We start from the raw sequence: 26671 nt of genomic DNA on the forward strand, positions 1-26671 counted from the left end.
CCGAGCGGGTCTTGTACGGGGAACGAACGGTTTCAGGGAATGTTCATCGTTTTTTGCATATAGGTCGGTGAGGCTCGTGGCTGAAGGAAAACTATGATGGTCCATCCCTTGTCTCGTACCCTCCGGGCCCGGCAGGGGGTGAAACAAGAGATGCACCACCAACAAAAAAACAGAACAAAAAAAAACCGCTCTGGAAAAACCAGAGCGGTTCTTTGAAGCCCAGCAACAGCCTTAATGCACAACCCTCTCAAACGAGAACTGCCCGTCCCGATAATCCACCGGCACCACATCCTTAGGCGCGAACTTGCCCTCCAGGATCATCCGCGCCACCGGATTCTCAATCTGCTGCTGGATCGCCCGCTTCAACGGCCGTGCCCCAAACACCGGGTCGTAACCCGCAGAGGCCAGCTTGGCCACCGCTTCGTCGCTGATTTCCAGCGCCAGGTCCATGTGCGCCAGGCGTGCCGACAAGCGCTTGAGCTGGATCCGCGCGATCGATTCGATGTTGCGTTGGTCCAGCGCGTGGAACACCACCACCTCGTCGATCCGGTTCAGGAACTCGGGGCGGAAATGCGTCTTCACTTCCTGCCACACGGCACCCTTGATCACGTCCGCCGGTTCGGTCGCCATCTGCTGGATGAGCTGCGAGCCGAGGTTCGACGTCATCACGATCACCGTGTTCTTGAAGTCCACCGTGCGGCCCTGGCCGTCGGTCAGGCGACCATCGTCCAGCACTTGCAGCAGCACGTTGAAGACGTCCGGGTGCGCCTTCTCCACTTCATCGAGCAGCACCACGCTGTACGGCTTGCGACGCACGGCTTCGGTCAGGTAACCACCTTCCTCGTAGCCGACATAGCCCGGCGGCGCGCCAATCAGGCGGCTCACGGAATGCTTCTCCATGAACTCGCTCATGTCGATGCGGATGAGGTGCTCTTCCGAATCGAACAGGAAGCCGGCCAGCGCCTTGCACAGCTCGGTCTTGCCGACGCCCGTCGGACCCAGGAACAGGAACGAGCCATAGGGCTTGTTCTCGTCCGCAATGCCGGCGCGTGAACGGCGGATGGCATCCGACACCAAACGCACGGCCTCGTCCTGGCCGACCACGCGCTCGTGCAGGCGGTCTTCCATCTTCAGCAGCTTCTCGCGCTCGCCGGTCATCATCTTTGCCACGGGGATGCCCGTGGCGCGGCTGACGACTTCGGCAATCTCTTCGGCACCCACCTGCGTGCGCAGCAGCTTGTTCGGCTGCTTCTGGCCGGCAGACTCGGCGGCGGTGGCGGCCTTCAGCTTGCCTTCCAGCTCGGGCAGCTTGCCGTATTGCAGTTCGGCCACCTTCTCCAGCTTGCCTTCGCGCTGCAGCTTGGTGATCTCCAGCTTGATCTTCTCGATCTCTTCCTTGAGCGCAGCCGCACCTTGCGCGGCACCCTTCTCGGCCTTCCAGATTTCGTCCAGATCGGCGTATTCCTTCTGCAGGCGCTCGATCTCCTGCTCGATCAGCTCCAGGCGCTTCTGCGAGGCTTCGTCGGTTTCCTTCTTGACGGCTTCGCGCTCGATCTTGAGCTGGATCAGGCGGCGGTCGAGCTTGTCCATCGCCTCGGGTTTCGAGTCGATTTCCATCTTGATGCGCGCCGCAGCTTCGTCGATCAGGTCGATGGCCTTGTCCGGCAGGAAGCGGTCGGTGATGTAGCGGTGGCTGAGTTCAGCCGCGGCCACGATCGCCGGGTCGGTGATCTCCACGCCGTGGTGCAGTTCGTACTTCTCCTGCAGGCCGCGCAGGATGGCGATGGTGGCCTCCACGCTCGGCTCGCCCACGAGCACCTTCTGGAAGCGGCGCTCCAGCGCGGCGTCTTTCTCGATGTACTTGCGGTATTCATCCAGCGTGGTCGCGCCGATGCAATGCAGCTCGCCGCGCGCAAGCGCCGGCTTGAGCATGTTGCCGGCATCCATCGCGCCTTCGGCCTTGCCCGCGCCCACCATGGTGTGGATTTCGTCGATGAAGAGAATGGTCTGGCCCTCTTCCTTGGCGATGTCGTTGAGCACCGCCTTCAGGCGTTCCTCGAACTCGCCGCGGTACTTGGCACCGGCCAGCAGGCCTGCCATGTCAAGCACCAGCACGCGCTTGTTCTTCAGGCTTTCAGGCACCTCGCCGTTGATGATGCGCTGCGCCAGGCCTTCGACGATGGCCGTCTTGCCCACGCCCGGCTCGCCGATCAGCACCGGGTTGTTCTTGGTGCGGCGCTGCAGGATCTGGATGGCACGGCGGATCTCATCATCGCGGCCGATGACGGGGTCCAGCTTGCCGATCCGGGCCATTTCGGTCAGGTCGATGGTGTACTTCTTGAGCGCTTCGCGCTGGCTTTCGGCCTCGGCGCTGCCGACGGTCTGGCCGCCGCGCACGGCGTCGATGGCGGCTTCGAGCGGCTTGCGCGACAGGCCGTGCTCGCGCGCAATGCGGCCGGCCTCGCCCTTGTCGTCAGCGGCGGCCAGCAGGAACAGCTCGCTGGCGATGAACTGGTCGCCGCGCTTGATGCCTTCCTTCTCGGTTTGCTGCAGCAGGTTGCCCAGATCACGGCCGACCTGCACCTGTTCGCCACCCTGCACCTGCGGCAGATGCTTGATGGCACGGTCCAGCGCCGTGTCGAGGGCGCCGGTATTGACGCCCGCACGGGCCAGCAGGTTCTTGGTGGCCCCATCCGGCTGGCGCAGCATGGCCAGCAACAGGTGGACGGGTTCGATGTACGGATTGTCGTTGCCCAGCGCCAGGCTCTGCGCGTCGGCCAGCGCTTCCTGGAAGCGGGTGGTCAATTTGTCCAAACGCATTAAAAACCCCTTGCGGAAAATGTTTCACTGCTCCGAAAGATAGGGAGCTTCGGTGGCATTTCAAGCATGGAAACGCGAGTTTTGACGCAGATTTGCGCCAGAACAAACGGCGGCGCGCCTGCAGGCCACGCCGCCGTCCCAAGTGCGTCAATACCGTCCTGGCTATCGCATCAGTTGGGCACCGATACCGTCGCAACGCCGCCCGACACAGTCACCGAGATGCGGTCGCCCGCGGCCGGTGTGCTCGTGAAGTTCGGCACGTTGGCCGCGTTGATGGCCGGTGCAGCACCGGGCGTACCACCGCGCGCAGTGGTGCGCACCACCTGTGAAGGCGGCAGCGGCGTGCCATTCTTCAGGTTGGCGTACATGGCGTCCAGCGCGCGCTGCTCATACAGCACCAGCGGCACGAAGAGCGTGTCGTAACCAGGCACGAGGTCGATGAAGCCATCGAAATGCTGCGCGTTCATCACCTCGATATACGACAGCTTGCTCGAGCCGCCCTCCACCCTGGCGTTCAGCCCCAGGTACGGCCGCGAACCATGGTTGACCGGCAGCAGCGCGTCGTTGCGGCCCTGCACGATCAACGCCGGCTTGCCCTGCAGGTTGCCGGTGCGCAGCGTCTGGCTGATGCCGGTCTGCAGCGATTGCGAAGCGGCATCGGCGCCCGTCAACAGGTTGCGCAGGCACAGCGCGCCATCGAGGTTGGCGGCCTGCGTGCCGGTGGAGTCGACCGATTGGTTGCTGCGCGTCGGGCCGCCCTGGGCGTTGTTGTTGACGAGTTGCACGCCGGAGGTGGGCGGAATGCCGTTGCCAACCGCCGCCATCTGCGCGAGCGCCGTGGCGTTCACCGCCGTCGGATGGAACGACGCGTCGGTTGCCGCGAAACTCAGCCCGCACAGGTTGTCGGTCACGCTGGCGCGAGAAAGCGCGTTGCCAAATGTGGTCGACACCGATGGGTCGATCTCGTAGAACGACATCGACGCATGCACCAGGTCCGACTCCGGTTCCCAGCCGTAGGTGCGCATCTTCTGCAGCGCTTCGTCGGCCTGGGCAGCCGCCGTGGTGGACGTCAGCAGCCCAGCCGCCTTGAGCGCGGCGCAGCGATTGGCCTGCACGCCTGCCGGGAACGTCGTGAGGCTCGTAAAGAACGCCTGCGCGGGTGCGGTGGCAACGCTCGCAGACGACGCCGCGCACAGCCGGAATACATTGGCATAGCTCACGTAGTCGAACAGCGGTTTGCCAGTCGTCGGCAGCGTGGTGCCGCCGCGCACGACCTGCACACCGGTGTTGGGCGGCAGGTTCAGGCCGGGCTCGCCGACGGCCACCCCGTCGATCCACCCGCCGGTGTCCTGCTCTGCCGCCGCGATGGCCGCCCCGCCGCCGTTGGAGATGCTCGACGCGATGACGATGGTGTTGTCCGGACGGACCGGCAGTGCGCTGCCGACCAGCGCACCGCTCGTCCCAGCGATCTTGTCGTTGATCGCCCAGAACGCGAACTGCACGGCCTGCAGCGTGAACAAGCCCCAATCCTTCTCTGGGTTGCGCTGCGAATGCGCATGCTTGAACGCCAGCCGGTTCGGCGTGGCCGCATTGAAGGCAGCCAACTGGCTGCTGGTGAGCGGCGCAGCAAAGTGCGCGTTCGACCCGGCTGCGCTGCGCGTGGTGCGCGTGCCGTCCTGCAGGGCGACGGTGTCCGTAGCCAGGTCGTGCGGCCCGGCGCCGGTGCCCTTGTCGGTATAAGCAACGGCGCACTTGCGCTTGAGGCCCCACTCGCCGGTGGAAATCGCGCCATAGATGCCGCGCGAGCCCGACGAGGTGGCGGTGATGATGCAGGGGTTGTTGACGTCGAAGCTGTCGGGAATCTGCACGAGCAGCACGACATTCTGCTGGCCAGTGCCGTCGTCGGAGTACGTCACGTATTCGGTGCCGGCGATCATGCCGGAGCCCTGCGTGACGTTGCCGCTGGCATCGAGGTTCGGGCCGTAGAGCGTGCCGTAGCCGCCCTTGCCTGCCGTGTCGACCAGCGCGCGGTAGTTGGCATAGATGGCCAGGCGGCGCAGTTCGGCGGCGGTGGGCGCCGCTGGGTTGGCGATGGCGGGCGCAGTGGCCGAAGCCAGGCCGCTTGCGCCCAGGCCGGCGGTCAGCAGGTCGTCTGATATGCCGTCGTACCGGTTGATAGTCACCTTGCCGGCAAAGGCGGGCTTGGTATTGCCCGGCACGTTGTTGCCGTCATTGCTGCCGCCGCAGGCGCTCAACACGCCGCAGCCGGCCAGCAGCACGGCTCCGAGAGCGATGAGGTTGCTTGGCGAGACGTGCCTTCGCAGGCGCGCCGTTCGGGTTGGTTTCATTGCGTCTCCTTCTCGTTATGGATGGAACAACACAAAGCAACCCACGGCGGCCCTCGATACTGCACGTCCCTACGCCACCGCAGGCACTACCAGTATGTGAATCAAACTTCTCATTTACAACTCAACTCGCGCGATCGGCCTTGCCATCAACTGAACGTGCGCACCGTCCAGAAACCCAGCATGGTGAGAAACAGCGAGCCGCCCAGATGCGCCACGATGTGCAGCACGCCCATCACGTGGTCGCCGGCCAGGATGTTGGCGACAACCTCGCCGGAAAACGTCGAGAAGGTGGTGAGCCCGCCCAGAAAACCGGTGATGACCAGCAAACGCCATTCCGGTGGCAGCCCAGCATGCGTATCGAAAAAACCCACCGCAACGCCGATCAGGTAGCCCCCCACCAGATTGGCTGCCAGCGTGCCATACGGCAAGGCCGGATTGACGGCGTTCAACAAGATGGCGAGCGCCCAGCGCAACCAGGCTCCCAGCGCAGCACCCACCCCAACTGCCAGAAAGCCCATTCCGCTCATGCGGTCGCGTCCTTGTTATTCGTAGTCGTTGGGTTGCGCCGATGCGCCGGGCTGATTGGCCGTGCTCGCCGCGCCGTTGGAGGTGGCAATGCCCCAGCGGGCGAGCGCCTTGTCGTCGGTGACACGCGCATCAACCCAGCGCGCGCCTTCGGGCGTCTGTTCCTTCTTCCAGAACGGCGCCTCGCTCTTGAGGTAATCCATGATGAATTCGCACGCGGCAAAGGACTCGCCGCGGTGCTTGGACGCGACCGCCACCAGCACGATCTGGTCTTGCGGCTTGAGCTTGCCAACGCGGTGGATGACAAGCGCGTCGATCAGCTCCCAGCGCTGCATGGCCGCGCTCACAATATCGGCGAGCGCCTTTTCGGTCATGCCGGGATAGTGCTCCAGCTCCATCTCCGACACACCTGTGCCGTCGTTGATATCTCGCACCGTGCCGATGAAGCTGGCCACCGCGCCAATGTTCGGGCGGCCGGCACGGAGCGCTGCAATCTCGGCGCCGAGGTCAAAGTCGGCTTCCTGCACGCGGACGGACATGGTCGGTCTCCTGCGCTCAGCCGCCGGTCACGGGCGGGAAGAAGGCGACTTCGCAGCCGTCGTGCACGGCGGTATCGGCCGGTACGATCTGGTGGTCCACCGCCATGCGCAGCGCACGGCCTTCGGCCAGCGTTTCGCCCCAGACCGGACCCCGCTGCGCGAGCCAGCGGCGCACATCGCCCACGGTGCGCACCGCTTCCGGCACAACCACCCGCTCCTGCGAGGTTCCCAGCTGTTCACGCACGCTGGCAAAGAAACGAAGCTCGATCTGCATGGCCATCGCTCCTTACACCAGGGCTGCAAACGGCAGGAAGCTGACAACATCGCCCTGCGCGATCGGCTGGTTGGGCGGGTTGTCGATCAGGCCATCACCCCACACGGTGGAGGTCAGCACGCCCGAGCTTTGATTCGGGAACAGGTCCAGCCCACCGTTGGCGTTGATGCGCGCACGCAGGAACTCGTTGCGGCGATCGCCCTTGGGCAGCGCAAAGTCGGCGCGCATCGGGATGCGTTTCGTGGCCACATCGGCCACGCCCTGCAGGCGCAGGATGAACGGCCGCACGAACAGCAGGAAGGTGACGAAGCTCGACACCGGGTTGCCCGGCAGCCCAATGAAAAATGCGGTGGGGCCGCCCACCATGCCTTCGGGGCGGCGCACCTCGCCAAAGGCCAGCGGCTTGCCCGGCTTGATGGCGATCTGCCATAGGTTCAGGCGCCCTTCAGCTTCCACGGCGGGCTTGATGTGGTCTTCTTCGCCCACCGACACGCCCCCGGAGGTGATGATGAGGTCGTGCTCCTCGGCCGCTTCGCGCAGCGTGTCGCGCGTGGCCTGCAGCGTGTCGGGCACGATGCCGAAATCGGTGATGTCGCAGCCGAGGTTTTCCAGCAGCGCGCGCAGCGTGAAGCGATTGGAGTTGTAGATGGCGCCGGGCTTGAGCGGCTCGCCGGGCATGGCAAGTTCGTCGCCGGTAAAGAACACGGCCACACGCGGACGGCGTACCACGTGCAGGTTGGCGCAGCCGACCGAAGCCGCCAGGCCAAGTTGCTGCGGGCCAAGGCGCGTGCCGCGCGGCAGGATCTCGGCGCCGTCGGCGATGTCCTCGCCGGCGCGGCGGATCCATTCGCCGGCTTCTGGCACGTGGTCGATGACCACGGTGCCCGTTTCGGGGTCAGCCTTGCATTGCTCCTGCATGACGACCGCGTCGGCGCCTGGCGGGATCAGCGCGCCGGTAAAGATACGCGCCGCCTCGCCCGGATTCAGCCGTTGGCCGACGTGGCCCGCGGGAATGCGCTGCGCCACCTTCAGGCGGGCACCCGGCGCGGTGATGTCGGCGGCGCGCACGGCGTAACCGTCCATCTGCGTGTTGTCGGCAGGCGGCACGTTCAAGCTGCTGCGCACGGCCTGCGCGAGCACGCGCCCGTTGGCGTGCAACGTCGACACGGTTTCGGTCTCGTGCAAAGCGCGCACTGCGGCAAGCAGTTGCGACAGCGCCGCATCGAGCGTCAACAAGGACGGTTTGACGGCGGGAGCATCGTTGGCGGACATGCGGGAATCGGAAAGCGGAATCGAAAGGGAGGTTTCGATTGTATCGGTTCCAGGCCGATGCCATGCATCAGCCCAGGCGTATCAAGCGAATGCGTCGGCCAGCGCGGCCCGCAGTGCCGGCACGATGTGCGCATCAAACCACGGATTGTGTTTGAACCAGGCCAGATTGCGCGGGCTCGGATGCGGCAGTGGGAACAGCACACGCCCGTCGGCGTCCTGCACGGGGCCGTTGCGCACCACGTCGGTCAGCGACCAGTCGCGCGGCACGTCGAGGTAGTTGCGCTGGGCATACGTGCCCACCAGCAGCGCGAGTTTCACGTCGGGCATCGCCGTCAGCAGGGGCCGGTGCCATCTGGGTGCACATTCCGGGCGGGGCGGCAAGTCGCCATTCGCACCGGTGCCCGGGAAGCAAAAACCCATCGGCACCACGGCGATGCGCCGGTCGGCATAAAAATCGTCGTATGAGATCTGCAGCCACTGGCGCAGGCGGTCCCCAGAACGGTCGTTCCAGGGAATACCGGTTTCGTGGACGATGCGGCCGGGCGCCTGTCCGATGATCAGGACACGGGCGCGGCGGTCCGCCACGACCACCGGGCGAGGCTCGTGCGCCAATGCGCCCTTGCACTCGCGGCAGGCGCGGATGTCGTGCAGGCAGCGCGCGAACGCTGCTCCGGCCACGTCATCCGGCACTGCTTTCATCGCTTTAAAGACCGGTGTGCTGGGCGATATAGACCTTGATGCGGTCAGCGTCTGCCGGCATGACTTCGAAGCGCTGCGGCAGCGATTCGATATCGGCGTAGCCAGCCGGACGTTCCGGCTCGCGGTCCAGCGCTTCGCGAATGGTGTCGCCAAATTTGGCCGGCAGCGCCGTTTCCAGCACCACCATCGGCACGCCCGGCGTCAGGTTCTCGCGCGCCACTTTCACGCCATCGGCAGTGTGGGTGTCGATCATGGTGCCGTAGGTGGCAAACACATCGCGGATCGTATCGACGCGGTCTTCGTGCGAGCTGCGGCCCGAGACAAAGCCGAACTCGGCGATGCGGTCGAACTCCGGCTTGCCCGTCATCGAAAAGCCGCCCTTTTCGTCCACGTCGCGGAAGAGTTGCGCGAGGCGCGCCGGATCACGATCCAACAGGTCGAACACGAAGCGCTCGAAGTTCGACGCCTTGCTGATGTCCATGCTGGGGCTGGACGTGTGGTACGTCTGGGCAGCCGAACGCACGCGGTACGTGCCGGTGCGGAAGAATTCGTCGAGCACGTCGTTCTCGTTGGTGGCCACAACCAGCTTGTCGATCGGCAAACCCATCATGCGTGCGATGTGGCCCGCGCAAACATTGCCGAAATTGCCCGACGGCACGCAGAACGAGACCTTATCGCCAATCTTGGGGGCAGCCAGCAGGTAGCCCTTGAAGTAGTAGACGACCTGGGCGACGACGCGCGCCCAGTTGATCGAGTTGACCGTGCCGATCTTCTGGCGTGCCTTGTATTCGAGATCGTTCGACACCGCCTTGACGATGTCCTGCGCGTCGTCGAACACGCCTTCGATGGCGATATTGAAGATGTTCTTGTCTTGCAGGCTGAACATCTGCGCGGTCTGGAACGCGCTCATCTTGCGGTGCGGGCTCAGCATGAACACGCGCACGCCGCGCTTGCCGCGCATCGCGTATTCGGCTGCGCTGCCCGTATCGCCGGAGGTGGCGCCGAGGATGTTCAGCTCGGCGTGTTCACGGTCGAGCGCGTATTCGAACAGGTTGCCCAGCAGCTGCATCGCCATGTCCTTGAAGGCCAGCGTCGGGCCGTTGGACAGGCACAGCAGCGACAGCGACGTGCCGCCCTCCTCGCCCAGCTTGTGCAGCGGCGTGATGTCGGCGGTATTGTCGCCGGCGCGCGCGTTGCTGTAGACCTCAGGCGTGTAGGTGCGGCGGGTGAGTGCGCGCAGGTCATCCTCGGGAATGTCGGTGGCGAACTTGCGCAGGATTTCGAACGCGAGGTCGGCGTACGGCAGGTCGCGCCAGCGGGTCAGTTCATCAACGCTGACTTGCGGGTATTGCTCAGGCAGGTACAGGCCACCGTCCGGCGCCAGGCCGCCCAGCAGGATGCGGGAGAAGCTTTGCGGCTCTGCGTGGCCGCGGGTCGATCGGTATTGCATGCTCATGTCCTGCGCTTAGTTCAGTTCTTCCATGCGGATGCGCGTGACCTTCGACAGCACGGTCGGCAACGCTTCGATGGCGGCGATGGCGGCGTTCACGCGTTTTTCCACCGTCACATGCGACAGCATGATGATGTCGGTCTGCGGCTCGCCTTCGCGCGATTCCTTCTGCAGCATCGCGTCGATGGAGATGCCGCCCTCGGCCAGGATGCGCGTGATGTCGGCCAGCACGCCGGTTTCATCCGCCACGCGCATGCGCAGGTAGTAACTCGAACGCACTTCGTCGATCGGCAGTACCGGCGTGTCGGACAGCGCGTCCGGCTGGAACGCCAGATGCGGCACGCGGTGCTCGGGGTCAGCCGTATGCAGGCGCGTCACGTCCACCAGATCGGCGACCACGGCCGAAGCGGTCGGCTCAGCACCGGCACCCTTGCCGTAGTACAGCGTCGGGCCCACGGCATCGCCGTTGACGACCACGGCATTCATCGCGCCTTCGACGTTGGCGATCAGGCGCTTGGTCGGCACCAGCGTCGGATGCACGCGCAGCTCGATGCCCGCCTCGACACGGCGCGTGATGCCCAGCAGCTTGATGCGGTAGCCCAGTTCTTCGGCGTAGCGGATGTCGACGGCTTCCAGCTTGGTGATGCCTTCCACATATGCGCGCTCGAACTGCACCGGCACGCCAAAGGCGATGGCGCTCATGAGCGTGAGCTTGTGCGCGGCGTCAAAACCTTCGATGTCGAACGTCGGATCGGCTTCAGCGTAGCCCAGGCGCTGGGCTTCCTTGAGCACCGTATCGAAATCCAGACCCTTGTCACGCATCTCGGACAGGATGAAATTCGTGGTGCCGTTGATGATGCCCGCGATCCACTCGATGCGGTTGGCCGTCAGACCTTCGCGCAGCGCCTTGATGATGGGGATGCCACCGGCCACGGCGGCTTCGAATGCCACCATCACGCCCTTGTCCTGCGCGGCCTTGAAGATTTCGTTGCCATGCACGGCCAGCAGCGCCTTGTTGGCGGTGACAACGTGCTTGCCGTTGGCGATGGCGCGCAGCACCAGCTCGCGCGTCAGGTCATAGCCGCCGATCAGCTCCACGACGATATCGATCTCGGGCGAATCCACAATCGCAAACGGGTCGTTCACCACCGGCACGGTCGCACCGGCTTCCTGCACGATGGCACGGGCCCGGTCGAGATTGCGCACGGCAATCATGGCGACTTCAATGCCGCGACCCGCGCGACGGCGGATTTCTTCCTGGTTCCGTTGCAGAACCTTGAGGGTACCGCCACCGACGGTACCGAGCCCGAGCAGGCCGATCTTGATGGGATTCATGAGACGTGTCGTAAAGAAACGAAAAAGCGAAAGGCAAAAAAACACAGGGCAGACACCTCGGTCTGCCCCGCAATTACTGATCTGGCGGAAGACCGATGTTATGCGGCCCGGATGCCAGTACCGTGACGCTGACGGTACCGCTCCAGGAAGCGCGAAATTCGGCCGATCGCTTCGCGAAGGTCGTCTTCGTGGGGCAGGAAGACGATGCGGAAGTGATCCGGCGAGTGCCAGTTGAAGCCTGTGCCCTGCACCAGCAGCACACGTTCTTCTTCCAGCAGTTGGCGGATGAAGGTCTGATCGTCTTCGATCGGGTACACCGCCGGGTCCAGGCGCGGGAACATATACAGCGCAGCCTTGGGCTTCACGCAGGTCACGCCCGGGATCGCCGTGATCAGTTCGTGCGCCAGGTCGCGCTGACGGCGCATGCGGCCGCCCGGTGCTACCAGGTCTTTAATGCTTTGATAGCCGCCCAACGCAGTCTGAATGGCCCACTGCCCCGGCACGTTGGCGCACAGGCGCATGGACGACAGCATGTTCAGGCCCTCGATGTAGTCCTTGGCGGGGCGCTTGTCGCCGGACACGACCATCCAGCCTGCGCGGTAACCGCACGAGCGGTAGCTCTTCGAGAGGCTGTTGAACGTCACCGTCAGCACGTCTTCCGACAGCGAACCGATCGCGGTGTGCTTGTTGTCGTCGAACAGAACCTTGTCGTACACCTCATCGGCGAAGATCACCAGGCCGTGCTCCCGCGCAATGGCGACGATGCCCAGCAGCAGCTCGTCTGAATACAATGCGCCGGTCGGGTTGTTCGGGTTGATGACGACGATGCCCTTGGTGTTGGGCGTGATCTTGGCGCGGATGTCGTCCAGGTCCGGCATCCAGCCGTTGGCTTCGTCGCACGTGTAGTGCACCGGCGTGCCGCCCGAGAGGCTGGTTACGGCGGTCCACAGCGGGTAGTCGGGAGCCGGCAGCAGCAGCTCGTCGCCGGCATCGAGCAGCGCGTTGGTGGCCAGCGAAATCAGCTCGGACGCGCCATTGCCCAGATAGATGTCGTCCAGCGTGACGTTCTTGATGCCCTGTTCCTGCGTGTAGTGCATCACCGCCTTGCGCGCCGCGAAGATGCCCTTGGAATCCGAATAGCCGGCCGAATTGGGCAGGTTACGGATCATATCCAGCTGGATCTCTTCCGGGGCATCGAAACCGAATGGGGCAAGGTTGCCGATATTCAGCTTGATGATCTTGTGGCCGTCTTCTTCCATCTGCTTGGCCTTCTCGAGCACTGGGCCGCGAATGTCATAGCAGACGTTGTTGAGCTTGGCGGATTTCTGGATCGTTTTCACGGGCAAGGCGGCGATTGGCGACGTTGAACGGGCTTGAACTACGGGGCATTCTGTGGCGCAGCAAAGCGGCGACGGTAACGCCACACAGCGGCAGGCGCCGCTGCGCTTGTTCCTTGCCGGACATCGCTTATGGCGCGGCGGGCGAAGGAGAGAAAAAGATATAATTTAGCCCATTATGACAGACTTAGGCGCGCATTTTTGCAACGCAGCGAAAGCGGCCCGGAAGTCTGAAACCTAGCGCCTTTGTCCGCATGCTGCCTTGTGTGCCGCGGTCATCGCGCCCGATAGGATTCCCGCCTTGAAGCTCCATTCATCCGATTCGTCGACCATTCTCAATACCGTTACCGGCTATGGCGACGGCTATATCGAAATCAACAAGATGCGCTACGAGCACTCCGTGCTGGTAATGCCTGAAGGCGCCGTGGTGCCGTGGGATGTGTCGCGATTTGAAGACCTGACGTCCGAGCATTTCGCCCGCCTGCTCGAACTGGGCGCCGAAGTGGTGATCTTCGGAACTGGCAACAAGCTGCGCTTCCCGCACCCGCGGCTGACGGTGCCGCTCACCGAAAAGCGCATCGGCGTAGACGCCATGGACCTGCAGGCGGCCGGTCGCACGTACAACATCCTGATGCTGGAAGGCCGCAAGGTGGCCGCCGCCCTGCTGATCGAGCGTGCCTGACCGCATGCCGATCGACCGCACCGCTCAAGCGCCCTCCCTACCCTGGCGCAATGCCTCCCTGTGGCTGCTGGCTGCTGCGTTGCTCGCTGTCTGGCTCGGTACGCTGGGCTATCGGCACCTGATTCCCACCGACGAAGGCCGCTACGCCGAAATCGCGCGCGAGATGTTCGTCTCCGGCGACTGGGTAACCATCCGCTACAACGCCCTGAAGTATTTCGAAAAGCCGCCGCTGCAGATGTGGGGCACCGCACTCGCCTATACGCTGTTCGGCATCGGCGACTGGCAGGCGCGCCTGTTCACCGCGCTTTCCGGCATCGTCGGTATTGTGTTCACGATGCTGGCGGCGGCGCGCTGGTGGGGCAAGCGGACGGCGATCATCAGCGGGCTGGTGCTCGTGAGCGCGCCCCTGTGGAACGTCGGTTCGCACTTCAATTCGCTCGACATGGGCGTGGCCGGCTGCATGACGATGGCGCTGGGTGCGCTGCTGCTCGCCCAGCATCCGGATGCCACACGCGCTCAACAACGCGGCTGGATGTGGGCCTGCTGGGCGTCGATGGCGCTCGCGGTGCTGAGCAAGGGCCTGATCGGCGTGGTGCTGCCAGGCTTTGTGCTCGTGGTCTACACGCTGATCGCGCGCGACTGGGCCCTGTGGAAACGATTGCATCTTCTGACCGGACTGATCGTCTTCTTTGCCGTGGGCGCGCCGTGGTTTGTGTTGATCTCGATGCGCAACCCCGAATTCGCCTGGTTCTTCTTCGTGCACGAGCACTTCCAGCGCTTCACGTCGACCGTGCACAACCGCAACGCGCCGCTCTGGTATTTCGTTCCTCTGCTGGTCGCCGGTTTCCTGCCTTGGCTGGCACAATTGCCCGGCGCCGCGCGCCTGACCATGGCGCGCGCCGAAACCGCGAGTAACGGCTTCCGCCCGACGCTGGTGCTCGGCCTGTGGGCCGTCCTGATCTTCGCGTTTTTCAGCATTTCGGACTCGAAGCTGCCGGGTTACATCTTCCCGATCATTCCCGCGCTGGCGATTCTGGCGGCCTTGGTGCTCGAGCACACCAGCGAGCCCGCATGGCGCTGGCAACTCAAGGCCTTCCTGGCGCTGGCACTGGTTGGCCTTGCGGCCAGCGGTTACGTGGCAACCATGTCGTCGGAGATGTACCCGAACGCAGTGTTTTCTAGGTTTGCGATGTTCCTGGTTGTGGCGTTCGTGGCGGGAGCCGGGTTGACGTGGCTCGCGCTTCGCCTGGCGGACAGGCGCTTTGAAAGCGTGGCTGCATTTGCGTGCGCTTGGTTCCTTACCTTTACAGCGGCGATGCTCGGTCACGAGGCATTTGGGCGCTCCATGTCGGGTATCGATCTCGTGCCGGCCGTCAAGGCGTGGCTCAAGCCAGACGTTCCGTTCTATGCGGTGGAGCGTCTGGACCATACAATGCCGTTTTACCTCGGCAGGGCCACCATCATGGTGCAGGAACCCGACGAATTGGCCTTTGGCGTCGAACAGGAGCCGGCCAAATGGGTTCCGACCACCGAAGCGTTCGTGGCCCGCTGGAAAGCCGGCGGCCAGGCTGTCGCCATGATGGGACCGGGCACCTATGACCGGCTGACAGCCCAGAGCGTACCGATGATCGTGATCGCCCGCGATGCCCGCCGCGTGATTGTCCGGCGCAACTAGGTTTTACCGCCACGGATTCTCGAAAGGGGCGCGCAAGCGGAATTGTCGTAACATGCGCCCCGACGGCGGGATTGAGAACATCCGCACGGGGAAACCGCCGCAGTCTGCAAAACATCAAAAGAACACATGAATCTGGTCACTTTCGGGCTGATCCTGACAGGCGTCATGCTCAATGCCTGCGCTCAACTGCTACTCAAGGCGGGCGTCAACAATATCGGCCGCTTTGCGTTTTCGGCCGACAACATCCTGCCGATCGGCATCAAGCTTGCAACGCAGTGGCCCATCATTGGCGGCCTGTCGTGCTACGTCATCTCGGTGGTGGTGTGGATTCTCGGGCTGTCGCGCGTGGATGTGACCATCGCGTATCCGATGCTCTCGCTGGGCTACGTAGTCAACGCCTTCCTGGCGTGGTATCTGTTTGGCGAAGTGCTGTCGGTGCAGCGCCTGATCGGCATCGCAATCATCCTCGTCGGCGTGCTTGTGCTGGCTCGCTCGTGAGCCGATCTGCGCGCGCCCAGCACCCAACCCTACTCAAGTCATGACGCAAACCACCGCCACTGCCGAGCTGCCGTTCCTGCCCTTTGTACGCCCGACCATTGACGAGGCGACCATCGCCGCCGTGGCCGATGTGCTGCGCTCGGGCTGGATCACCTCGGGCCCCAAGGTTGCCGCATTCGAAGCCGCGCTGTCGGAATACTTCGGCGGCCGCATCGTGCGCACATTCGCCAATGGCACGGCCACGATGGAAGTCGCGCTGCGCATCGCGGGCATCGGCCCCGGCGACGAGGTAATTACCACGCCGATCTCGTGGGTCGCCACGTCCAACGTGGTGCTGACGGTCGGTGCCAAGCCCGTCTTCGTCGACATCGACCCCGTGACGCGCAACATCGACTTGGACAAGGTCGAGGCCGCCATCACGCCGCGTACCAAGGCGATCATTCCGGTGTATCTGTCTGGGCTGCCCGTGGATATGGATCGTCTGTACGACATCGCGCGCCGCCATAAGCTGCGCGTGGTGGAAGACGCTGCACAGGCCATTGGTTCGCGCTGGGGCGACAAGCGCATCGGACAGATCGGCGACCTGGTCAGCTTCAGCTTCCAGGCCAACAAGAACATCACCACCATCGAAGGCGGTGCGCTGGTGCTCAACACGCCCGAAGAAGCCGTGCTGGCCGAAAAGTATCGCCTGCAAGGCGTCGTGCGCACCGGCTTTGACGGCATGGAAGTCGATCTGGTGGGCGGCAAGTTCAACCTGACGGACGTGAATGCCGCCATCGGCCTGGGCCAGTTCGCTCAGTTGGAAGCCGTCACTGCACGCCGCGCTGCGCTAGCCCGCCGCTACTTTGCCGGCATGCGCGCAGCCGACATCGAGTCGTTCGGCGTCGAGCTGCCGGTGGAGAACTTTACGAATACCAACTGGCACATGTTCCAGATCGTGCTGCCGCTGGACCGACTGAAGGTCGATCGCGCCGGGTTCATGGCTGGCCTGAAGGCGCTGGGCATCGGCGCGGGCGTGCACTATCCGCCGATCCACCTGTTCAAGCTCTATCGCGAACTCGGCTGGAAGCCGGGCATGTTCCCGGTGGCCGAACGCATTGGCCGTGCCATCGTTACGCTGCCGATGTTTGCCGGCATGGAAGATTCCGATGTGGATCGCGTGGTCAGCGCGGTCCGCCAACTTTGCGCCCAGTACCAATAATCCAATAATGAAGACACCCGCTCTCTCGGTCGTCATTCCTGTTTACAACGAAGAAGACGGGCTCGCCGCGCTGTTTGCGCGCTTGTATCCCGCACTCGATGCACTCGGCATTTCGTACGAAGTCGTGTTCGTCAACGACGGCAGCCGCGACCGCTCCGCCGCCATGCTGGCCGAACAGTTCCGCGCGCGTCCGGACAGCACACGTGTCGTGCTATTCAACGGCAACTACGGCCAGCACATGGCCATCCTGGCCGGCTTCGAACATGCGCGCGGCGAACGCGTCGTCACGCTCGATGCCGACCTGCAGAACCCACCGGAAGAAATCGGCCGCCTGGTCGAAAAGCTCGACGAAGGCTACGACTACGTCGGCACCATCCGGCGCGTGCGCCAGGACAGCTGGTTCCGCCGCACCGCGTCGCGTGCGATGAACTCGCTTCGCGAGCGCATCACGCACATCAAGATGACCGACCAGGGCTGCATGCTGCGCGCCTACAACCGCACCATCGTCGACACCATCAACCGCTGCCGCGAAGTCAACACCTTCATCCCGGCGCTGGCCTACACCTTCAGCAAGAACCCCACCGAAATCGAAGTCGACCACGAAGAGCGCTTCGCGGGCGAGTCGAAGTACTCGCTGTACAAGCTCGTACGCTTGAATTTCGACCTGGTGACGGGCTTCTCGGTGGTACCGCTGCAATGGTTCTCGGCGATCGGGATGCTGCTGTCGTTCGCCTCGGCGGTCCTGTTCATCCTGCTGGTGGTACGGCGGTTCGTCCTGGGCGCTGAAGTCCAGGGCGTGTTCACGCTGTTCGCCATCACGTTCTTCCTGATGGGCGTACTGCTGTTTGGTATCGGCTTGCTGGGCGAATACATCGGCCGCATCTATCAACAGGTGCGTGAGCGCCCGCGCTATCTGGTGCAGGGCGTGCTGGAGGAAACCTCACATTTGCATGAAGCAGGCGCTGCCGATCTGAAGACGGGCTCGCAGCGAGGTGTTGCATGAGTTCCGACATCAAGCGGCGCGCCGTCGTTTTTGCGTATCACAACGTCGGGGTACGCTGCCTGCGCGTGCTGGCCGCCCGCGGCATCCAGGTCGAACTCGTTGTCACGCATGAAGACAATGCCACCGAGAACATCTGGTTCGGCAGCGTGCGCGCGACCGCACAAGAACTGGGTATCCCCTACATCACGCCAGACAATGCAAACGGTGAAGACCTGCACGCCCGGATCGCCGCCATCGCGCCGGACTTTATCTTTTCATTCTATTACCGCCACATGATCCCGATGCGCCTGTTGAGCCTTGCCAAATTCGGCGCGTTCAACATGCACGGTTCGCTGCTGCCCAAGTACCGTGGCCGCGTGCCCATCAACTGGGCGGTTCTGCACGGCGAGACCGAGACCGGCGCCACCCTGCACGAGATGGTCGAAAAGCCCGATGCCGGTTACATCGTCGACCAGACCATCGTGCCGATCCTGCCGGACGACACCTCGCACGAAGTGTTCGAGAAGGCCACGGTGGCGGCCGAGCAAACCCTGTGGCGTGCGCTTCCCGCGATGATTGCCGGGCACATTCCGCGGCACCCGAACGTGTTGGCCAACGGCAGCTATTTCGGCGGCCGCAAACCCGAAGACGGCCGGATCGACTGGTCCAAACCGGCCCAGCAGGTCTACAACCTGATCCGTGCCGTGGCGCCGCCCTACCCTGGCGCCTTTACGGACGCCAGCAGCGAGCGCTACGTTGTCGCTCGAGCCCGTGTGGCGCATCAAACCTTTACGAATTTGCCGCCGGGCCTGCACGTCGTGGATAATGCGATGTTCGGCGTGTGCGGCGATGGGGGAGCCATTGCCATTCACGAGCTCTGGCGCGTCGAGCCCCAAGCTGCCAGCGGAACGTCTGTCGTGACTGCGCAGCAGCTCGCCAGCCAGCTCGCCCTCTCCTGATCTTGAGTTTGCCTTCATGAAAAAAGTATTGATCCTCGGCGTCAACGGCTTCATCGGCCACCACCTGTCCAAGCGCATCCTGGAGACCACCGATTGGGAGGTCTATGGCATGGACATGCAGACCGAGCGTCTGGGCGACCTGGTCAACCACCCCCGCATGCATTTCTTCGAGGGCGACATCACCATCAACAAGGAGTGGGTCGAGTATCACGTGAAGAAGTGCGACGTGATCCTGCCGCTGGTGGCAATCGCCACGCCGTCGACCTACGTCAAAGACCCGCTGCGCGTGTTTGAACTGGACTTTGAAGCCAACCTGCCGATCGTTCGCTCGGCTGCCAAGTACGGCAAGCACCTGGTCTTCCCGTCGACCTCCGAGGTCTACGGCATGTGCAGCGATTCGGAATTCGATCCAGAAGCCTCGCCGCTGGTCTACGGCCCGATCAACAAGCCGCGCTGGATCTACGCCTGCTCCAAGCAGTTGATGGACCGCGTGATCTGGGGTTACGGCATGGAAGGCCTGAACTTCACGCTGTTCCGTCCGTTCAACTGGATCGGCCCGGGCCTCGACTCGATCTACACCCCGAAGGAAGGTTCGTCGCGCGTTGTGACGCAATTCCTCGGTCACATCGTGCGCGGCGAGAACATCAAGCTCGTCGACGGCGGCAGCCAGAAACGCGCCTTCACGTATATCGATGACGGCATCGACGCACTGGTACGCATCATCGCCAACAAGGACGGCGTGGCCTCGGGCAAGATCTATAACATTGGCAACCCGTCAAACAACTACTCGGTGCGCGAGCTGGCCAACATGATGCTGGAACAAGCCGCCAAGATCGACGAGTACAAGGACACCGCCAAGCAGGTCCAACTGGTGGAAACGACCTCCGGCGCCTACTACGGCACCGGCTACCAGGACGTGCAGAACCGCGTGCCGAAGATCGCCAACACCATGGAAGACCTCGGCTGGAAGCCGACCACCGTGATGAAGGACGCGCTGGCGAACATCTTCGAAGCGTATCGCACGCACGTGGCTGAAGCCCGCAGCCTGGTCGAAGACGGCAACGGCAACAAGTAAAAGCCGCATCTCAGTCGCACCTTCCGCGCAGGTTCATGGCCCTCATCGTCCTCAAGATTGACGTCGACACCCTGCGCGGCACCCGCGAAGGCGTGCCCAACCTCGCGCGCATGCTGCGCGAGCACGAAGCTGGCGCAACCTTCCTCTTCAGTCTCGGCCCGGATCACACCGGCTGGGCGCTTCGCCGGGCCTTCCGCCCCGGTTTCCTGAAAAAAGTCTCCCGCACGTCAGTCGTCGAGCATTACGGCTTTCGTACGCTGATGTACGGCGTGCTGCTGCCCGGACCAGACATCGGCCGCAAAGCCGCTGCCGAAATGCGCGCCATCGGCGAAGCAGGTTTCGAGACTGGCATCCACACGTGGGACCACGTTCTCTGGCAGGACAACGTGCGCCAGCGCGATGCCGGCTGGACCGCGCGCCAAATGACCGCGGCTCACGCGCGTTTCACCCAGGTATTCGGCAAGCCTCCCGTGACGCACGGCGCTGCGGGCTGGCAGATGAACGACCACGCCTTCCGCCAGATCGACAACTGGGGCATGGCCTACGCCTCCGACGGCCGGGGCACGCATCCGTACATCCCGAGCGTTGACGGCAAAGCGCTGAACCACGTGCAATTGCCGACCACGCTGCCTACGCTGGACGAACTGATTGGCGTGAAAGACATCACCCTCGACAACGTCGCCCGGCACATCCTGAAGATGACCGAGTCCGACCGCGACCAGGTATTTACCTTGCATGCGGAACTTGAAGGGCAGAAACTCGCCCCGATCTTCAGCGAGTTGCTGCGAGGCTGGCGCGCGCAAGGCCATCGGCTTGGGTCGATGGGCGATTACTACGCAACGCTCGATCGCAGTACCCTGCCCGTGCAGCCCGTCACGTGGGGCGAAGTTGCCGGCCGCAGCGGCAGCCTGATCGTTCAACCGGCCTGATCCTCACGATCTCCAGTCGGGCGGCAGGCGCAGCGCCTGAGCATTGCCCGTCCACGAGCTTTCCGTCTCTTCCCCGCGGTTTTCCGGAACACACCATGCCTGTCACGCTCGACCAGCCTCTTCCCGATTTCTCCGCACCGGCCACCAGTGGCATCACGTTCTCGCCGGCGTCACAGCGCGGCAAGATCGTCGTGCTGTATTTCTATCCGAAGGACAACACCCCCGGCTGCACCACCGAGGCGATGAACTTCCGTGACCAGTACGACGCCTTTGAAGCCGCCGGCGCCGTGGTGTTCGGCATCTCGCGCGACAGCCTGAAATCGCACGAAAACTTCAAGGCGAAACTGGAGATGCCGTTCGAGCTGATTTCCGACGCCGACGAAGCCGTCTGCAACATCTTTGACACGATCAAGATGAAGAAGATGTACGGCAAGGACGTGCGCGGCATCGAGCGCAGCACATTCCTGATCGACAACAAGGGCGTGCTGCGCAAGGAATGGCGTGGCGTGAAAGTGCCCAACCATGTGGATGATGTTCTGACGGCGGTACGCGCGCTGTAACAGCAAGGTAGCCACCCGTCGGAAAAGCGCCCGTACGGCTTCTGGCGTTTGCTTTTCCGTCGATTTCGCATCGTCCGTCGTGATCAGTTTGCGCCGCACCACACGTCACATGTGACAGATTGCAAATCACAAAAGCTTCCGATACAGTCGGAACCGATGAGTACGAAATCCGGATGCCATTCCGATAGCCCACGACGGTACCGGCGGCCAAGTTGGCCTGATATCGCTTCTGCGTTTTTCCCGGCAAGCAGGCTGGGCAGAACGTCCGAATCGTGCAGCTTGTCGTGGCGTTCATCCAGGCCGCCTCACCTCTCGCAGGTCATGGCGGCTTTTTTGTGGCCGTCGTCTGCGCGTCAAACGTCGCGACGCGCCCATCCGTTTTCCCGCGTTTTCCGCCAGCACCGCCTCGCCACGTGCGCGGGCGGTGTTTCGTCGTTGTTCCACCCAGAGAGGTAATCGAAGCATGCCGCTGCCGACCATGCCCACCCAGCCAGCCCAATTGCTTGACCCGGCTGAATTCAAGCCTTTCGGCAAAGCCGGAAAGCCGAAGGCGGGTCAGGAACCTCGAAAACCGGTGCCAGCGCTCGAGCGCGAGGCGTTATCAGAAACCGGCCGTGCGCAACCTAAACGCAATGCAGCCAGCCCGGCCCGCGCCCGCTCGGGCGAAGCTTCCCCCATGGCGAAAGAGGGCCCACGCGAACACGCCGGCATCGTCGCCAAGGCGGTTGACAAGGTGAGCGCAGCCGGCAAATCGACCGAAACCGCTGCCCGCCGCCGCGCTCGCCGCGATGAAGGCCCGACCAAGCTGTTCGTGCTCGACACCAACGTGCTGATGCACGATCCGACATCGCTCTTCCGTTTTGAAGAGCACGACGTCTATCTGCCGATGATGACGTTGGAAGAGCTGGACAACCACAAGAAGGGCATGAGCGAAGTCGCGCGCAATGCCCGTACGGTCAGTCGCACGCTCGACCAGCTTGTGGCGGGCACCGATGGCGTCATGGACGACGGCCTGCCGCTCGCCAAGCTCGGCAACCGCGATGCGCAGGGGCGCCTGTTCTTCCAGACGCGCCTGAACGACATCAAGCTGCCCGATGGGCTGCCGCAGGGCAAGGCAGACAATCAGATCCTCGGCGTGGTGGCCGCGTTGCAGCAGCAGCGTCCGGATCGATCCGTCGTGCTGGTGTCCAAGGACATCAACATGCGGATCAAGGCGCGCGCCCTCGGCCTGCCGGCGGAGGACTACTTCAACGACCGCGTGCTGGAAGACACCGACCTGCTCTACAGCGGCATCATGGCCCTGCCGGCGGACTTCTGGCAGAAGCACGGCAAAAACATCGAGAGCTGGCAGGACCCCAAGACGGGTACGACGTTCTACCGCTTGTCCGGCCCGCTGGTGCCATCGTTCCTGGTCAACCAGTTTGTCTTCCTTGAACCGAATGACGGCAGTCTGCCGCTGTATGCGCAAGTCAAGGAGCTGAACGGCAAAACCGCCGTGCTGCAGACGCTCAAGGACTACACGCACCAGAAGAACAACGTCTGGGGCGTGACCGCGCGCAACCGTGAGCAGAACTTCGCGCTGAACCTGCTGATGCATCCGGAAGTCGACTTCGTTTCGCTGCTTGGCCAGGCTGGCACGGGCAAGACGCTGCTGGCACTGGCGGCAGGCCTGGAGCAGGTGCTGGATCAGAAGCTCTACAACGAGATCATCATCACGCGCGCCACGGTGCCTGTGGGTGAAGACATCGGCTTCCTGCCCGGCACGGAAGAAGAAAAGATGCAGCCGTGGATGGGCGCCTTCGACGACAACCTCGAGGTCCTGCAAAAGTCCGACGACAATGCCGGCGAGTGGGGCCGTGCCGCCACGCAGGAGTTGATCCGCTCGCGCATCAAGGTCAAGAGCATGAACTTCATGCGCGGCCGCACCTTCGTCAACAAGTTCCTGATCATCGACGAGGCGCAAAACCTGACGCCCAAGCAGATGAAGACGCTGGTCACGCGCGCGGGCCCCGGCACCAAGATCGTCTGCCTGGGGAACATCGCGCAGATCGACACGCCCTATCTGACGGAAGGCTCGTCGGGCCTGACTTACGTGGTGGATCGCTTCAAGGGATGGAGCCACAGCGGGCATATCACGCTGGCGCGCGGTGAGCGTTCGCGACTCGCAGATCACGCCTCAGACGTGCTTTAGAAATCACATCGCGGCAACGTCATCAGCCGCAAACCGTTGTGCCATCGGGCCTCGCGATTGCGTGGCCTTTTTTTTGCTGCATGTTCGGCACCTCTCTTTTCTTCCCTGATGGAGGCCAATGATGCCCATGCAGCAAAACCTGCAGACCCGATCGCGCTTGACCCTGACGTCGGCCGCGCTGGCGATGATGCTGTCCGCCGGCGCGTCCATTGCGCTCGCCGACAACCTCACGCCAAAGACCGCCGGCCAGATCAGCTACGTCTGCGGCGGCGTTGCGCAGGACGAGCAGCAGGCGCTGAACAGTGAAGCCCGCAACTACAACCTCTCTCTGCTGTTTACGCAAGGCGCGCGCGGCGAGTATCTGGCCGACGTCGACGTCCAGCTCACGCGACACGGCAAGGAGGTCGCAAGCTTCCGCGCCGACGGCCCGCGCTGTCTGATCAAGGCACCGCCGGCCAGCTACAACGTCATCGCCACATACCAAGGCACCACCAAGCGGGCGACGGTGCAGACGGGCAGCACGCGCAACGTCCAACTACGCTGGTAAACCTGCCCGCAAAGCGCGACGCCATCAGGGCAAAATTCGCAGACCCGCGCCCTGCTTGGCGTTGCGCCTCGCCAACACGCAGTTTGGCTTTCTGACGCGGCGCGCATAGCATGCTCGCTATCCGGACTCTCCTGATGGCCAATGCTCACGCGGCACAGCTTTCCCCACGGCAACATGCGACTGGCAGGCGCCGCCCTGCTGGCGCTGGTGTGCCTGCTGTCCGCATGCTCCTCGACCCCGACCCGCTCCACCGCCTCGCGCGATACTGGCCTGCGCACGCGCGGCGCCCCGATCCAGGATCCGAGCGCCGGTCTGGAAGAAATCTCCATCGAAGCCATGGCGCTGGTCGGCACGCCCTACCGCTACGGCGGCAATACACCCGACAGCGGCTTCGATTGCAGCGGGCTCGTGCGCTACGTCGTGCAACGCGCTGCGTCTGTCAACCTGCCGCGTACCGCCGCCGAAATGGGCCGCCGCGGCACCTCACTGGATCGCCGCGATGTTGCATCGGGCGACCTCGTCTTCTTCAACACGACCGGCCAGCCGAACTCGCACGTGGGCATCTATGTCGGGCAGAACCGGTTTGTCCACGCACCGGCCACAGGCGGCACGGTGCGCCTTGAAGACATGACCAAGTCTTATTGGGCCAGCCGCTACGGGGGCGCACGCCGTGTCGTGGCCGTGAGCAACCTGCCCGATGCACCGGCGCCGACCATCGCCCCCATCACGCCGGCGCCCGTCAGCCCTGCCAGCCCAATCGACGATGATCCGCTCGGTACCCTCGCCCGCACACGCGATGCTCAGGCCGACAGCCTGATGTCGACACGCGTGCCGGCGGCTGCGACGCCGCCTGCGGATGACGACCCCATCGCGCGCTTTGCCACGCAGTAGCGCATCGCTCGCCCCAATGCAAAACGCCCACCGGTTTGGTGGGCGTTTCGTTTTTGCGAAGTGAATCCGCGGCCGGCTTTGCTTACAGCACGTGTCGACCGATCCACCAGGCGATGGCCGCCATGAACGCCGACGCGGGAATCGTCAACACCCACGCCCAGACGATGTTGCCTGCCACCCCCCAGCGCACGGCAGAAGCTTTCTGCGCCGCGCCCACACCGACAATGGCGCCTGTAATGGTGTGCGTCGTCGACACTGGCACGCCCAACGCCGAAGCGAAGAACAGCGTCATGGCGCCACCGGTTTCCGCGCAGAAACCGCCGACCGGCTTGAGCTTGGTGATCTTCTGACCCATCGTGCGCACGATCCGCCAGCCACCCAGCAGCGTACCCAAGCCGATCGCCACATAGCAGCAGACGATGACCCAGATCGGCGGTTCGGTTGCCGTGGCCGACGCGTAGCCGCCCGCAATCAGCAGCATCCAGATGATGCCGATGGTCTTCTGCGCATCGTTGCCGCCATGGCCCAGGCTGTACAGCGAAGCGGAGAGCAGTTGCAAGCGCCGGAACCATCGGTCCACCTTGGATGGCGGCGTTCGGAAGAACAGCCAGGACACCGCCACCATCAAGAGCGAGCCGAGGATAAAACCCAGCAACGGCGAAATCAGGATGAACGCCACGGTCTTGAGCAAGCCACTGGCCACCAGCGAGCCCGTGCCGGACTTGGCCACAGCCGCGCCTACCAAGCCACCGATGAGCGCGTGCGACGAGCTGGACGGAATGCCGTAGTACCACGTGATGATGTTCCACGCGATGGCGCCGACCAACGCCCCGAAGATGACGTAATGATCGACGATGGACGGATCAATCGTGTCCCGTCCCACCGTGGTTGCCACCTTGAGGTGGAAGATGAAAATGGCGATCACGTTGCAGGCAGCGGCCATGGCCACTGCCTGCTGCGGCTTGAGCACGCCGGTCGACACCACCGTCGCAATGGAGTTGGCCGCGTCGTGAAAGCCATTCATGAAGTCGAACACAATGGCCAGCGCCACCAGCAGAACGACCACCCAGAGACTGATCTGAAGCGTATGCATGAGGCGTCGTCTCGTCAGGCGTTTTCGAGCACGATGCCTTCGATGATGTTGGCGACATCCTCGCAACGGTCGGTGATGCTCTCCAGTTGTTCGTAGATCGCCTTGAGCTTGATCAGCAGCTTGATGTCGTTCTCGGTGCGAAACAGCTTGGCCATGGCAGCGCGCATCACGCGATCGGCATCCGACTCAAGACGGTCGATTTCGTGGGCAATGGTGAGGATCTGGCGGCCGTTGTTCATGTCGCTGAGCAGCGCCACGGCCTTGCGGACTTCCTCGCAGCAAGCCACGCAGATGGTCGCGAGCTGGCGCGCCTCGTCCGTCACGTTGGTCACGTCGTACAACGAGATGGTGAGCGACACGTCTTCCATCAGGTCGAGGATGTCGTCCATCGTCGTGATCAACTTGTGGATCTCGTCGCGATCAAGCGGGGTGATGAAAGTCTTGTGCAGCAGTTCGATCGTGTCATGCGTGATGCGATCGGCCTTCTTTTCAAAATTCTGCACGTTGCGTGCATGCATTTCGGCATTGGGCAAATCGTTGACCAGCTCCTTCAGCGCGTGGGCCGCCTTGACGGCGCACTCGGCGTGCTGGTTGAAGTACTCAAAAAACTTGCCTTCGGTGGGCATGAAGCGACCGAACATGATGATCCTTGGGAACGGAAAAAAGCAGGAGTCGTAAAAACAACGCCGGACGGGATCACCGCCGGCGCTGTCATTAAAACGCAATATTTTACCGGAACCAGCCTCGCGACATGCGTGGCACGTTGTGGCAGGCCGACACGAATTACAC

24 protein-coding genes are annotated in these 26671 nt (G+C 63.4%); 12 read left to right on the plus strand and 12 right to left on the minus strand.

Annotation, left to right across the window (positions count from 1 at the left end; translation table 11 throughout):
* Positions 1–231: 231 nt before the first annotated feature.
* The 10 genes from clpB to CFE42_RS01955 all read right to left on the minus strand — a co-directional run bounded on the left by clpB (position 232) and on the right by CFE42_RS01955 (position 12602).
* Entirely contained in the window at positions 232–2820 is a 2589-nt protein-coding gene (gene clpB / locus CFE42_RS01910) for an ATP-dependent chaperone ClpB (protein ID WP_004626542.1), read from the minus strand.
* A 170-nt stretch (positions 2821–2990) separates the two neighbouring features.
* Entirely contained in the window at positions 2991–5168 is a 2178-nt protein-coding gene (locus CFE42_RS01915; protein WP_004626541.1) for a 3-hydroxybutyrate oligomer hydrolase family protein, read from the minus strand.
* A 146-nt stretch (positions 5169–5314) separates the two neighbouring features.
* Entirely contained in the window at positions 5315–5695 is a 381-nt protein-coding gene (gene crcB / locus CFE42_RS01920) for a fluoride efflux transporter CrcB (RefSeq protein ID WP_004626539.1), read from the minus strand.
* A gap of 15 nt (positions 5696–5710) precedes the next feature.
* Positions 5711–6232 (minus strand): molybdenum cofactor biosynthesis protein MoaE, encoded by a 522-nt coding sequence (locus tag CFE42_RS01925; RefSeq protein ID WP_004626536.1) that lies wholly within the window; start codon positions 6230–6232, stop codon positions 5711–5713.
* Between the two features lie 16 nt (positions 6233–6248).
* A complete protein-coding gene (gene moaD, locus CFE42_RS01930; RefSeq protein ID WP_004626535.1) occupies positions 6249–6506 on the minus strand; it encodes a molybdopterin converting factor subunit 1 in 258 nt (85 codons plus the stop codon).
* 12 nt (positions 6507–6518) lie between these two features.
* The gene (gene glp, locus CFE42_RS01935) at positions 6519–7778 is read right to left on the minus strand and encodes a gephyrin-like molybdotransferase Glp (RefSeq protein WP_004626533.1); all 1260 of its coding nucleotides are present in this window, start codon (positions 7776–7778) and stop codon (positions 6519–6521) included.
* A gap of 81 nt (positions 7779–7859) precedes the next feature.
* Positions 7860–8477 carry a uracil-DNA glycosylase family protein gene (locus CFE42_RS01940; RefSeq protein ID WP_004626532.1) on the minus strand — a complete coding sequence of 206 codons (618 nt, stop codon included), beginning with the start codon at positions 8475–8477 and terminating at the stop codon, positions 7860–7862.
* 4 nt (positions 8478–8481) lie between these two features.
* On the minus strand, positions 8482–9927 hold the full coding sequence (thrC, locus tag CFE42_RS01945) for a threonine synthase (RefSeq protein WP_004626529.1): 1446 nt from the start codon (positions 9925–9927) through the stop codon (positions 8482–8484).
* Positions 9928–9942: 15 nt separating this feature from the next.
* The gene (locus CFE42_RS01950) at positions 9943–11262 is read right to left on the minus strand and encodes a homoserine dehydrogenase (RefSeq protein ID WP_004626528.1); all 1320 of its coding nucleotides are present in this window, start codon (positions 11260–11262) and stop codon (positions 9943–9945) included.
* Between the two features lie 98 nt (positions 11263–11360).
* Positions 11361–12602, minus strand: coding sequence for a pyridoxal phosphate-dependent aminotransferase (locus tag CFE42_RS01955; RefSeq protein WP_004626525.1), 1242 nt, complete (start codon positions 12600–12602; stop codon positions 11361–11363).
* A gap of 298 nt (positions 12603–12900) precedes the next feature.
* Here CFE42_RS01955 and CFE42_RS01960 point away from each other — a divergent pair, with 298 nt between their 5' ends.
* From CFE42_RS01960 to CFE42_RS02015, 12 genes are all read left to right on the plus strand, one after another.
* Positions 12901–13281 (plus strand): Mth938-like domain-containing protein, encoded by a 381-nt coding sequence (locus CFE42_RS01960; protein ID WP_004626524.1) that lies wholly within the window; start codon positions 12901–12903, stop codon positions 13279–13281.
* A 4-nt stretch (positions 13282–13285) separates the two neighbouring features.
* Entirely contained in the window at positions 13286–14956 is a 1671-nt protein-coding gene (locus tag CFE42_RS01965; RefSeq protein ID WP_004626522.1) for a glycosyltransferase family 39 protein, read from the plus strand.
* A gap of 126 nt (positions 14957–15082) precedes the next feature.
* A complete protein-coding gene (locus tag CFE42_RS01970) occupies positions 15083–15454 on the plus strand; it encodes an SMR family transporter (RefSeq protein ID WP_004626520.1) in 372 nt (123 codons plus the stop codon).
* Between the two features lie 40 nt (positions 15455–15494).
* Positions 15495–16655 (plus strand): DegT/DnrJ/EryC1/StrS aminotransferase family protein, encoded by a 1161-nt coding sequence (locus CFE42_RS01975; protein ID WP_004626516.1) that lies wholly within the window; start codon positions 15495–15497, stop codon positions 16653–16655.
* A 7-nt stretch (positions 16656–16662) separates the two neighbouring features.
* The gene (locus CFE42_RS01980; protein WP_004626514.1) at positions 16663–17658 is read left to right on the plus strand and encodes a glycosyltransferase; all 996 of its coding nucleotides are present in this window, start codon (positions 16663–16665) and stop codon (positions 17656–17658) included.
* Complete coding sequence (locus CFE42_RS01985) at positions 17655–18596, plus strand: formyltransferase (protein WP_004626512.1); 942 nt, start codon at positions 17655–17657, stop codon at positions 18594–18596. The genes CFE42_RS01980 and CFE42_RS01985 overlap by 4 nt, the downstream gene beginning before the upstream one ends.
* Positions 18597–18612: 16 nt before the next feature.
* A complete protein-coding gene (locus tag CFE42_RS01990) occupies positions 18613–19671 on the plus strand; it encodes a bifunctional UDP-4-keto-pentose/UDP-xylose synthase (protein WP_004626510.1) in 1059 nt (352 codons plus the stop codon).
* Positions 19672–19706: 35 nt separating this feature from the next.
* The gene (locus CFE42_RS01995; protein WP_004626508.1) at positions 19707–20600 is read left to right on the plus strand and encodes a 4-deoxy-4-formamido-L-arabinose-phosphoundecaprenol deformylase; all 894 of its coding nucleotides are present in this window, start codon (positions 19707–19709) and stop codon (positions 20598–20600) included.
* A gap of 95 nt (positions 20601–20695) precedes the next feature.
* Positions 20696–21160 carry a peroxiredoxin gene (locus CFE42_RS02000; protein ID WP_004626506.1) on the plus strand — a complete coding sequence of 155 codons (465 nt, stop codon included), beginning with the start codon at positions 20696–20698 and terminating at the stop codon, positions 21158–21160.
* Positions 21161–21623: 463 nt separating this feature from the next.
* Positions 21624–23351, plus strand: coding sequence for a PhoH family protein (locus CFE42_RS02005; protein ID WP_004626505.1), 1728 nt, complete (start codon positions 21624–21626; stop codon positions 23349–23351).
* A gap of 121 nt (positions 23352–23472) precedes the next feature.
* Entirely contained in the window at positions 23473–23898 is a 426-nt protein-coding gene (locus CFE42_RS02010) for a hypothetical protein (protein ID WP_012435399.1), read from the plus strand.
* 141 nt (positions 23899–24039) lie between these two features.
* Complete coding sequence (locus CFE42_RS02015; RefSeq protein WP_004626500.1) at positions 24040–24789, plus strand: C40 family peptidase; 750 nt, start codon at positions 24040–24042, stop codon at positions 24787–24789.
* 82 nt (positions 24790–24871) lie between these two features.
* Here CFE42_RS02015 and CFE42_RS02020 read toward each other — a convergent pair whose 3' ends face one another.
* On the minus strand, positions 24872–25882 hold the full coding sequence (locus CFE42_RS02020; protein ID WP_004626498.1) for an inorganic phosphate transporter: 1011 nt from the start codon (positions 25880–25882) through the stop codon (positions 24872–24874).
* 14 nt (positions 25883–25896) lie between these two features.
* Positions 25897–26523 (minus strand): DUF47 domain-containing protein, encoded by a 627-nt coding sequence (locus tag CFE42_RS02025; protein WP_004626497.1) that lies wholly within the window; start codon positions 26521–26523, stop codon positions 25897–25899.
* Positions 26524–26671: the final 148 nt, after the last annotated feature.

Source organism: Ralstonia sp. PBBBR1, assembly GCF_002256165.1.
GTDB lineage: Bacteria > Pseudomonadota > Gammaproteobacteria > Burkholderiales > Burkholderiaceae > Ralstonia > Ralstonia thomasii.

What these genes read in the sequence shown, in the direction of transcription:
- CFE42_RS02000 (WP_004626506.1), top strand. Translation starts at nt 20,696, where the DNA reads ATGCCTGTCACGCTCGACCAGCCTCTTCCCGATTTCTCCGCACCGGCC.
- CFE42_RS01940 (WP_004626532.1), bottom strand. Translation starts at nt 8,477, where the DNA reads ATGAAAGCAGTGCCGGATGACGTGGCCGGAGCAGCGTTCGCGCGCTGC.
- CFE42_RS01915 (WP_004626541.1), bottom strand. Translation starts at nt 5,168, where the DNA reads ATGAAACCAACCCGAACGGCGCGCCTGCGAAGGCACGTCTCGCCAAGC.
- moaD (WP_004626535.1), bottom strand. Translation starts at nt 6,506, where the DNA reads ATGCAGATCGAGCTTCGTTTCTTTGCCAGCGTGCGTGAACAGCTGGGA.
- clpB (WP_004626542.1), bottom strand. Translation starts at nt 2,820, where the DNA reads ATGCGTTTGGACAAATTGACCACCCGCTTCCAGGAAGCGCTGGCCGAC.
- CFE42_RS01950 (WP_004626528.1), bottom strand. Translation starts at nt 11,262, where the DNA reads ATGAATCCCATCAAGATCGGCCTGCTCGGGCTCGGTACCGTCGGTGGC.
- CFE42_RS02010 (WP_012435399.1), top strand. Translation starts at nt 23,473, where the DNA reads ATGCCCATGCAGCAAAACCTGCAGACCCGATCGCGCTTGACCCTGACG.
- CFE42_RS01970 (WP_004626520.1), top strand. Translation starts at nt 15,083, where the DNA reads ATGAATCTGGTCACTTTCGGGCTGATCCTGACAGGCGTCATGCTCAAT.
- CFE42_RS01985 (WP_004626512.1), top strand. Translation starts at nt 17,655, where the DNA reads ATGAGTTCCGACATCAAGCGGCGCGCCGTCGTTTTTGCGTATCACAAC.
- CFE42_RS02025 (WP_004626497.1), bottom strand. Translation starts at nt 26,523, where the DNA reads ATGTTCGGTCGCTTCATGCCCACCGAAGGCAAGTTTTTTGAGTACTTC.
- CFE42_RS01925 (WP_004626536.1), bottom strand. Translation starts at nt 6,232, where the DNA reads ATGTCCGTCCGCGTGCAGGAAGCCGACTTTGACCTCGGCGCCGAGATT.
- CFE42_RS01965 (WP_004626522.1), top strand. Translation starts at nt 13,286, where the DNA reads ATGCCGATCGACCGCACCGCTCAAGCGCCCTCCCTACCCTGGCGCAAT.
- CFE42_RS01995 (WP_004626508.1), top strand. Translation starts at nt 19,707, where the DNA reads ATGGCCCTCATCGTCCTCAAGATTGACGTCGACACCCTGCGCGGCACC.
- CFE42_RS01975 (WP_004626516.1), top strand. Translation starts at nt 15,495, where the DNA reads ATGACGCAAACCACCGCCACTGCCGAGCTGCCGTTCCTGCCCTTTGTA.
- CFE42_RS02020 (WP_004626498.1), bottom strand. Translation starts at nt 25,882, where the DNA reads ATGCATACGCTTCAGATCAGTCTCTGGGTGGTCGTTCTGCTGGTGGCG.
- CFE42_RS01980 (WP_004626514.1), top strand. Translation starts at nt 16,663, where the DNA reads ATGAAGACACCCGCTCTCTCGGTCGTCATTCCTGTTTACAACGAAGAA.
- crcB (WP_004626539.1), bottom strand. Translation starts at nt 5,695, where the DNA reads ATGAGCGGAATGGGCTTTCTGGCAGTTGGGGTGGGTGCTGCGCTGGGA.
- CFE42_RS02015 (WP_004626500.1), top strand. Translation starts at nt 24,040, where the DNA reads ATGCTCACGCGGCACAGCTTTCCCCACGGCAACATGCGACTGGCAGGC.
- CFE42_RS02005 (WP_004626505.1), top strand. Translation starts at nt 21,624, where the DNA reads ATGCCGCTGCCGACCATGCCCACCCAGCCAGCCCAATTGCTTGACCCG.
- glp (WP_004626533.1), bottom strand. Translation starts at nt 7,778, where the DNA reads ATGTCCGCCAACGATGCTCCCGCCGTCAAACCGTCCTTGTTGACGCTC.
- CFE42_RS01990 (WP_004626510.1), top strand. Translation starts at nt 18,613, where the DNA reads ATGAAAAAAGTATTGATCCTCGGCGTCAACGGCTTCATCGGCCACCAC.
- thrC (WP_004626529.1), bottom strand. Translation starts at nt 9,927, where the DNA reads ATGCAATACCGATCGACCCGCGGCCACGCAGAGCCGCAAAGCTTCTCC.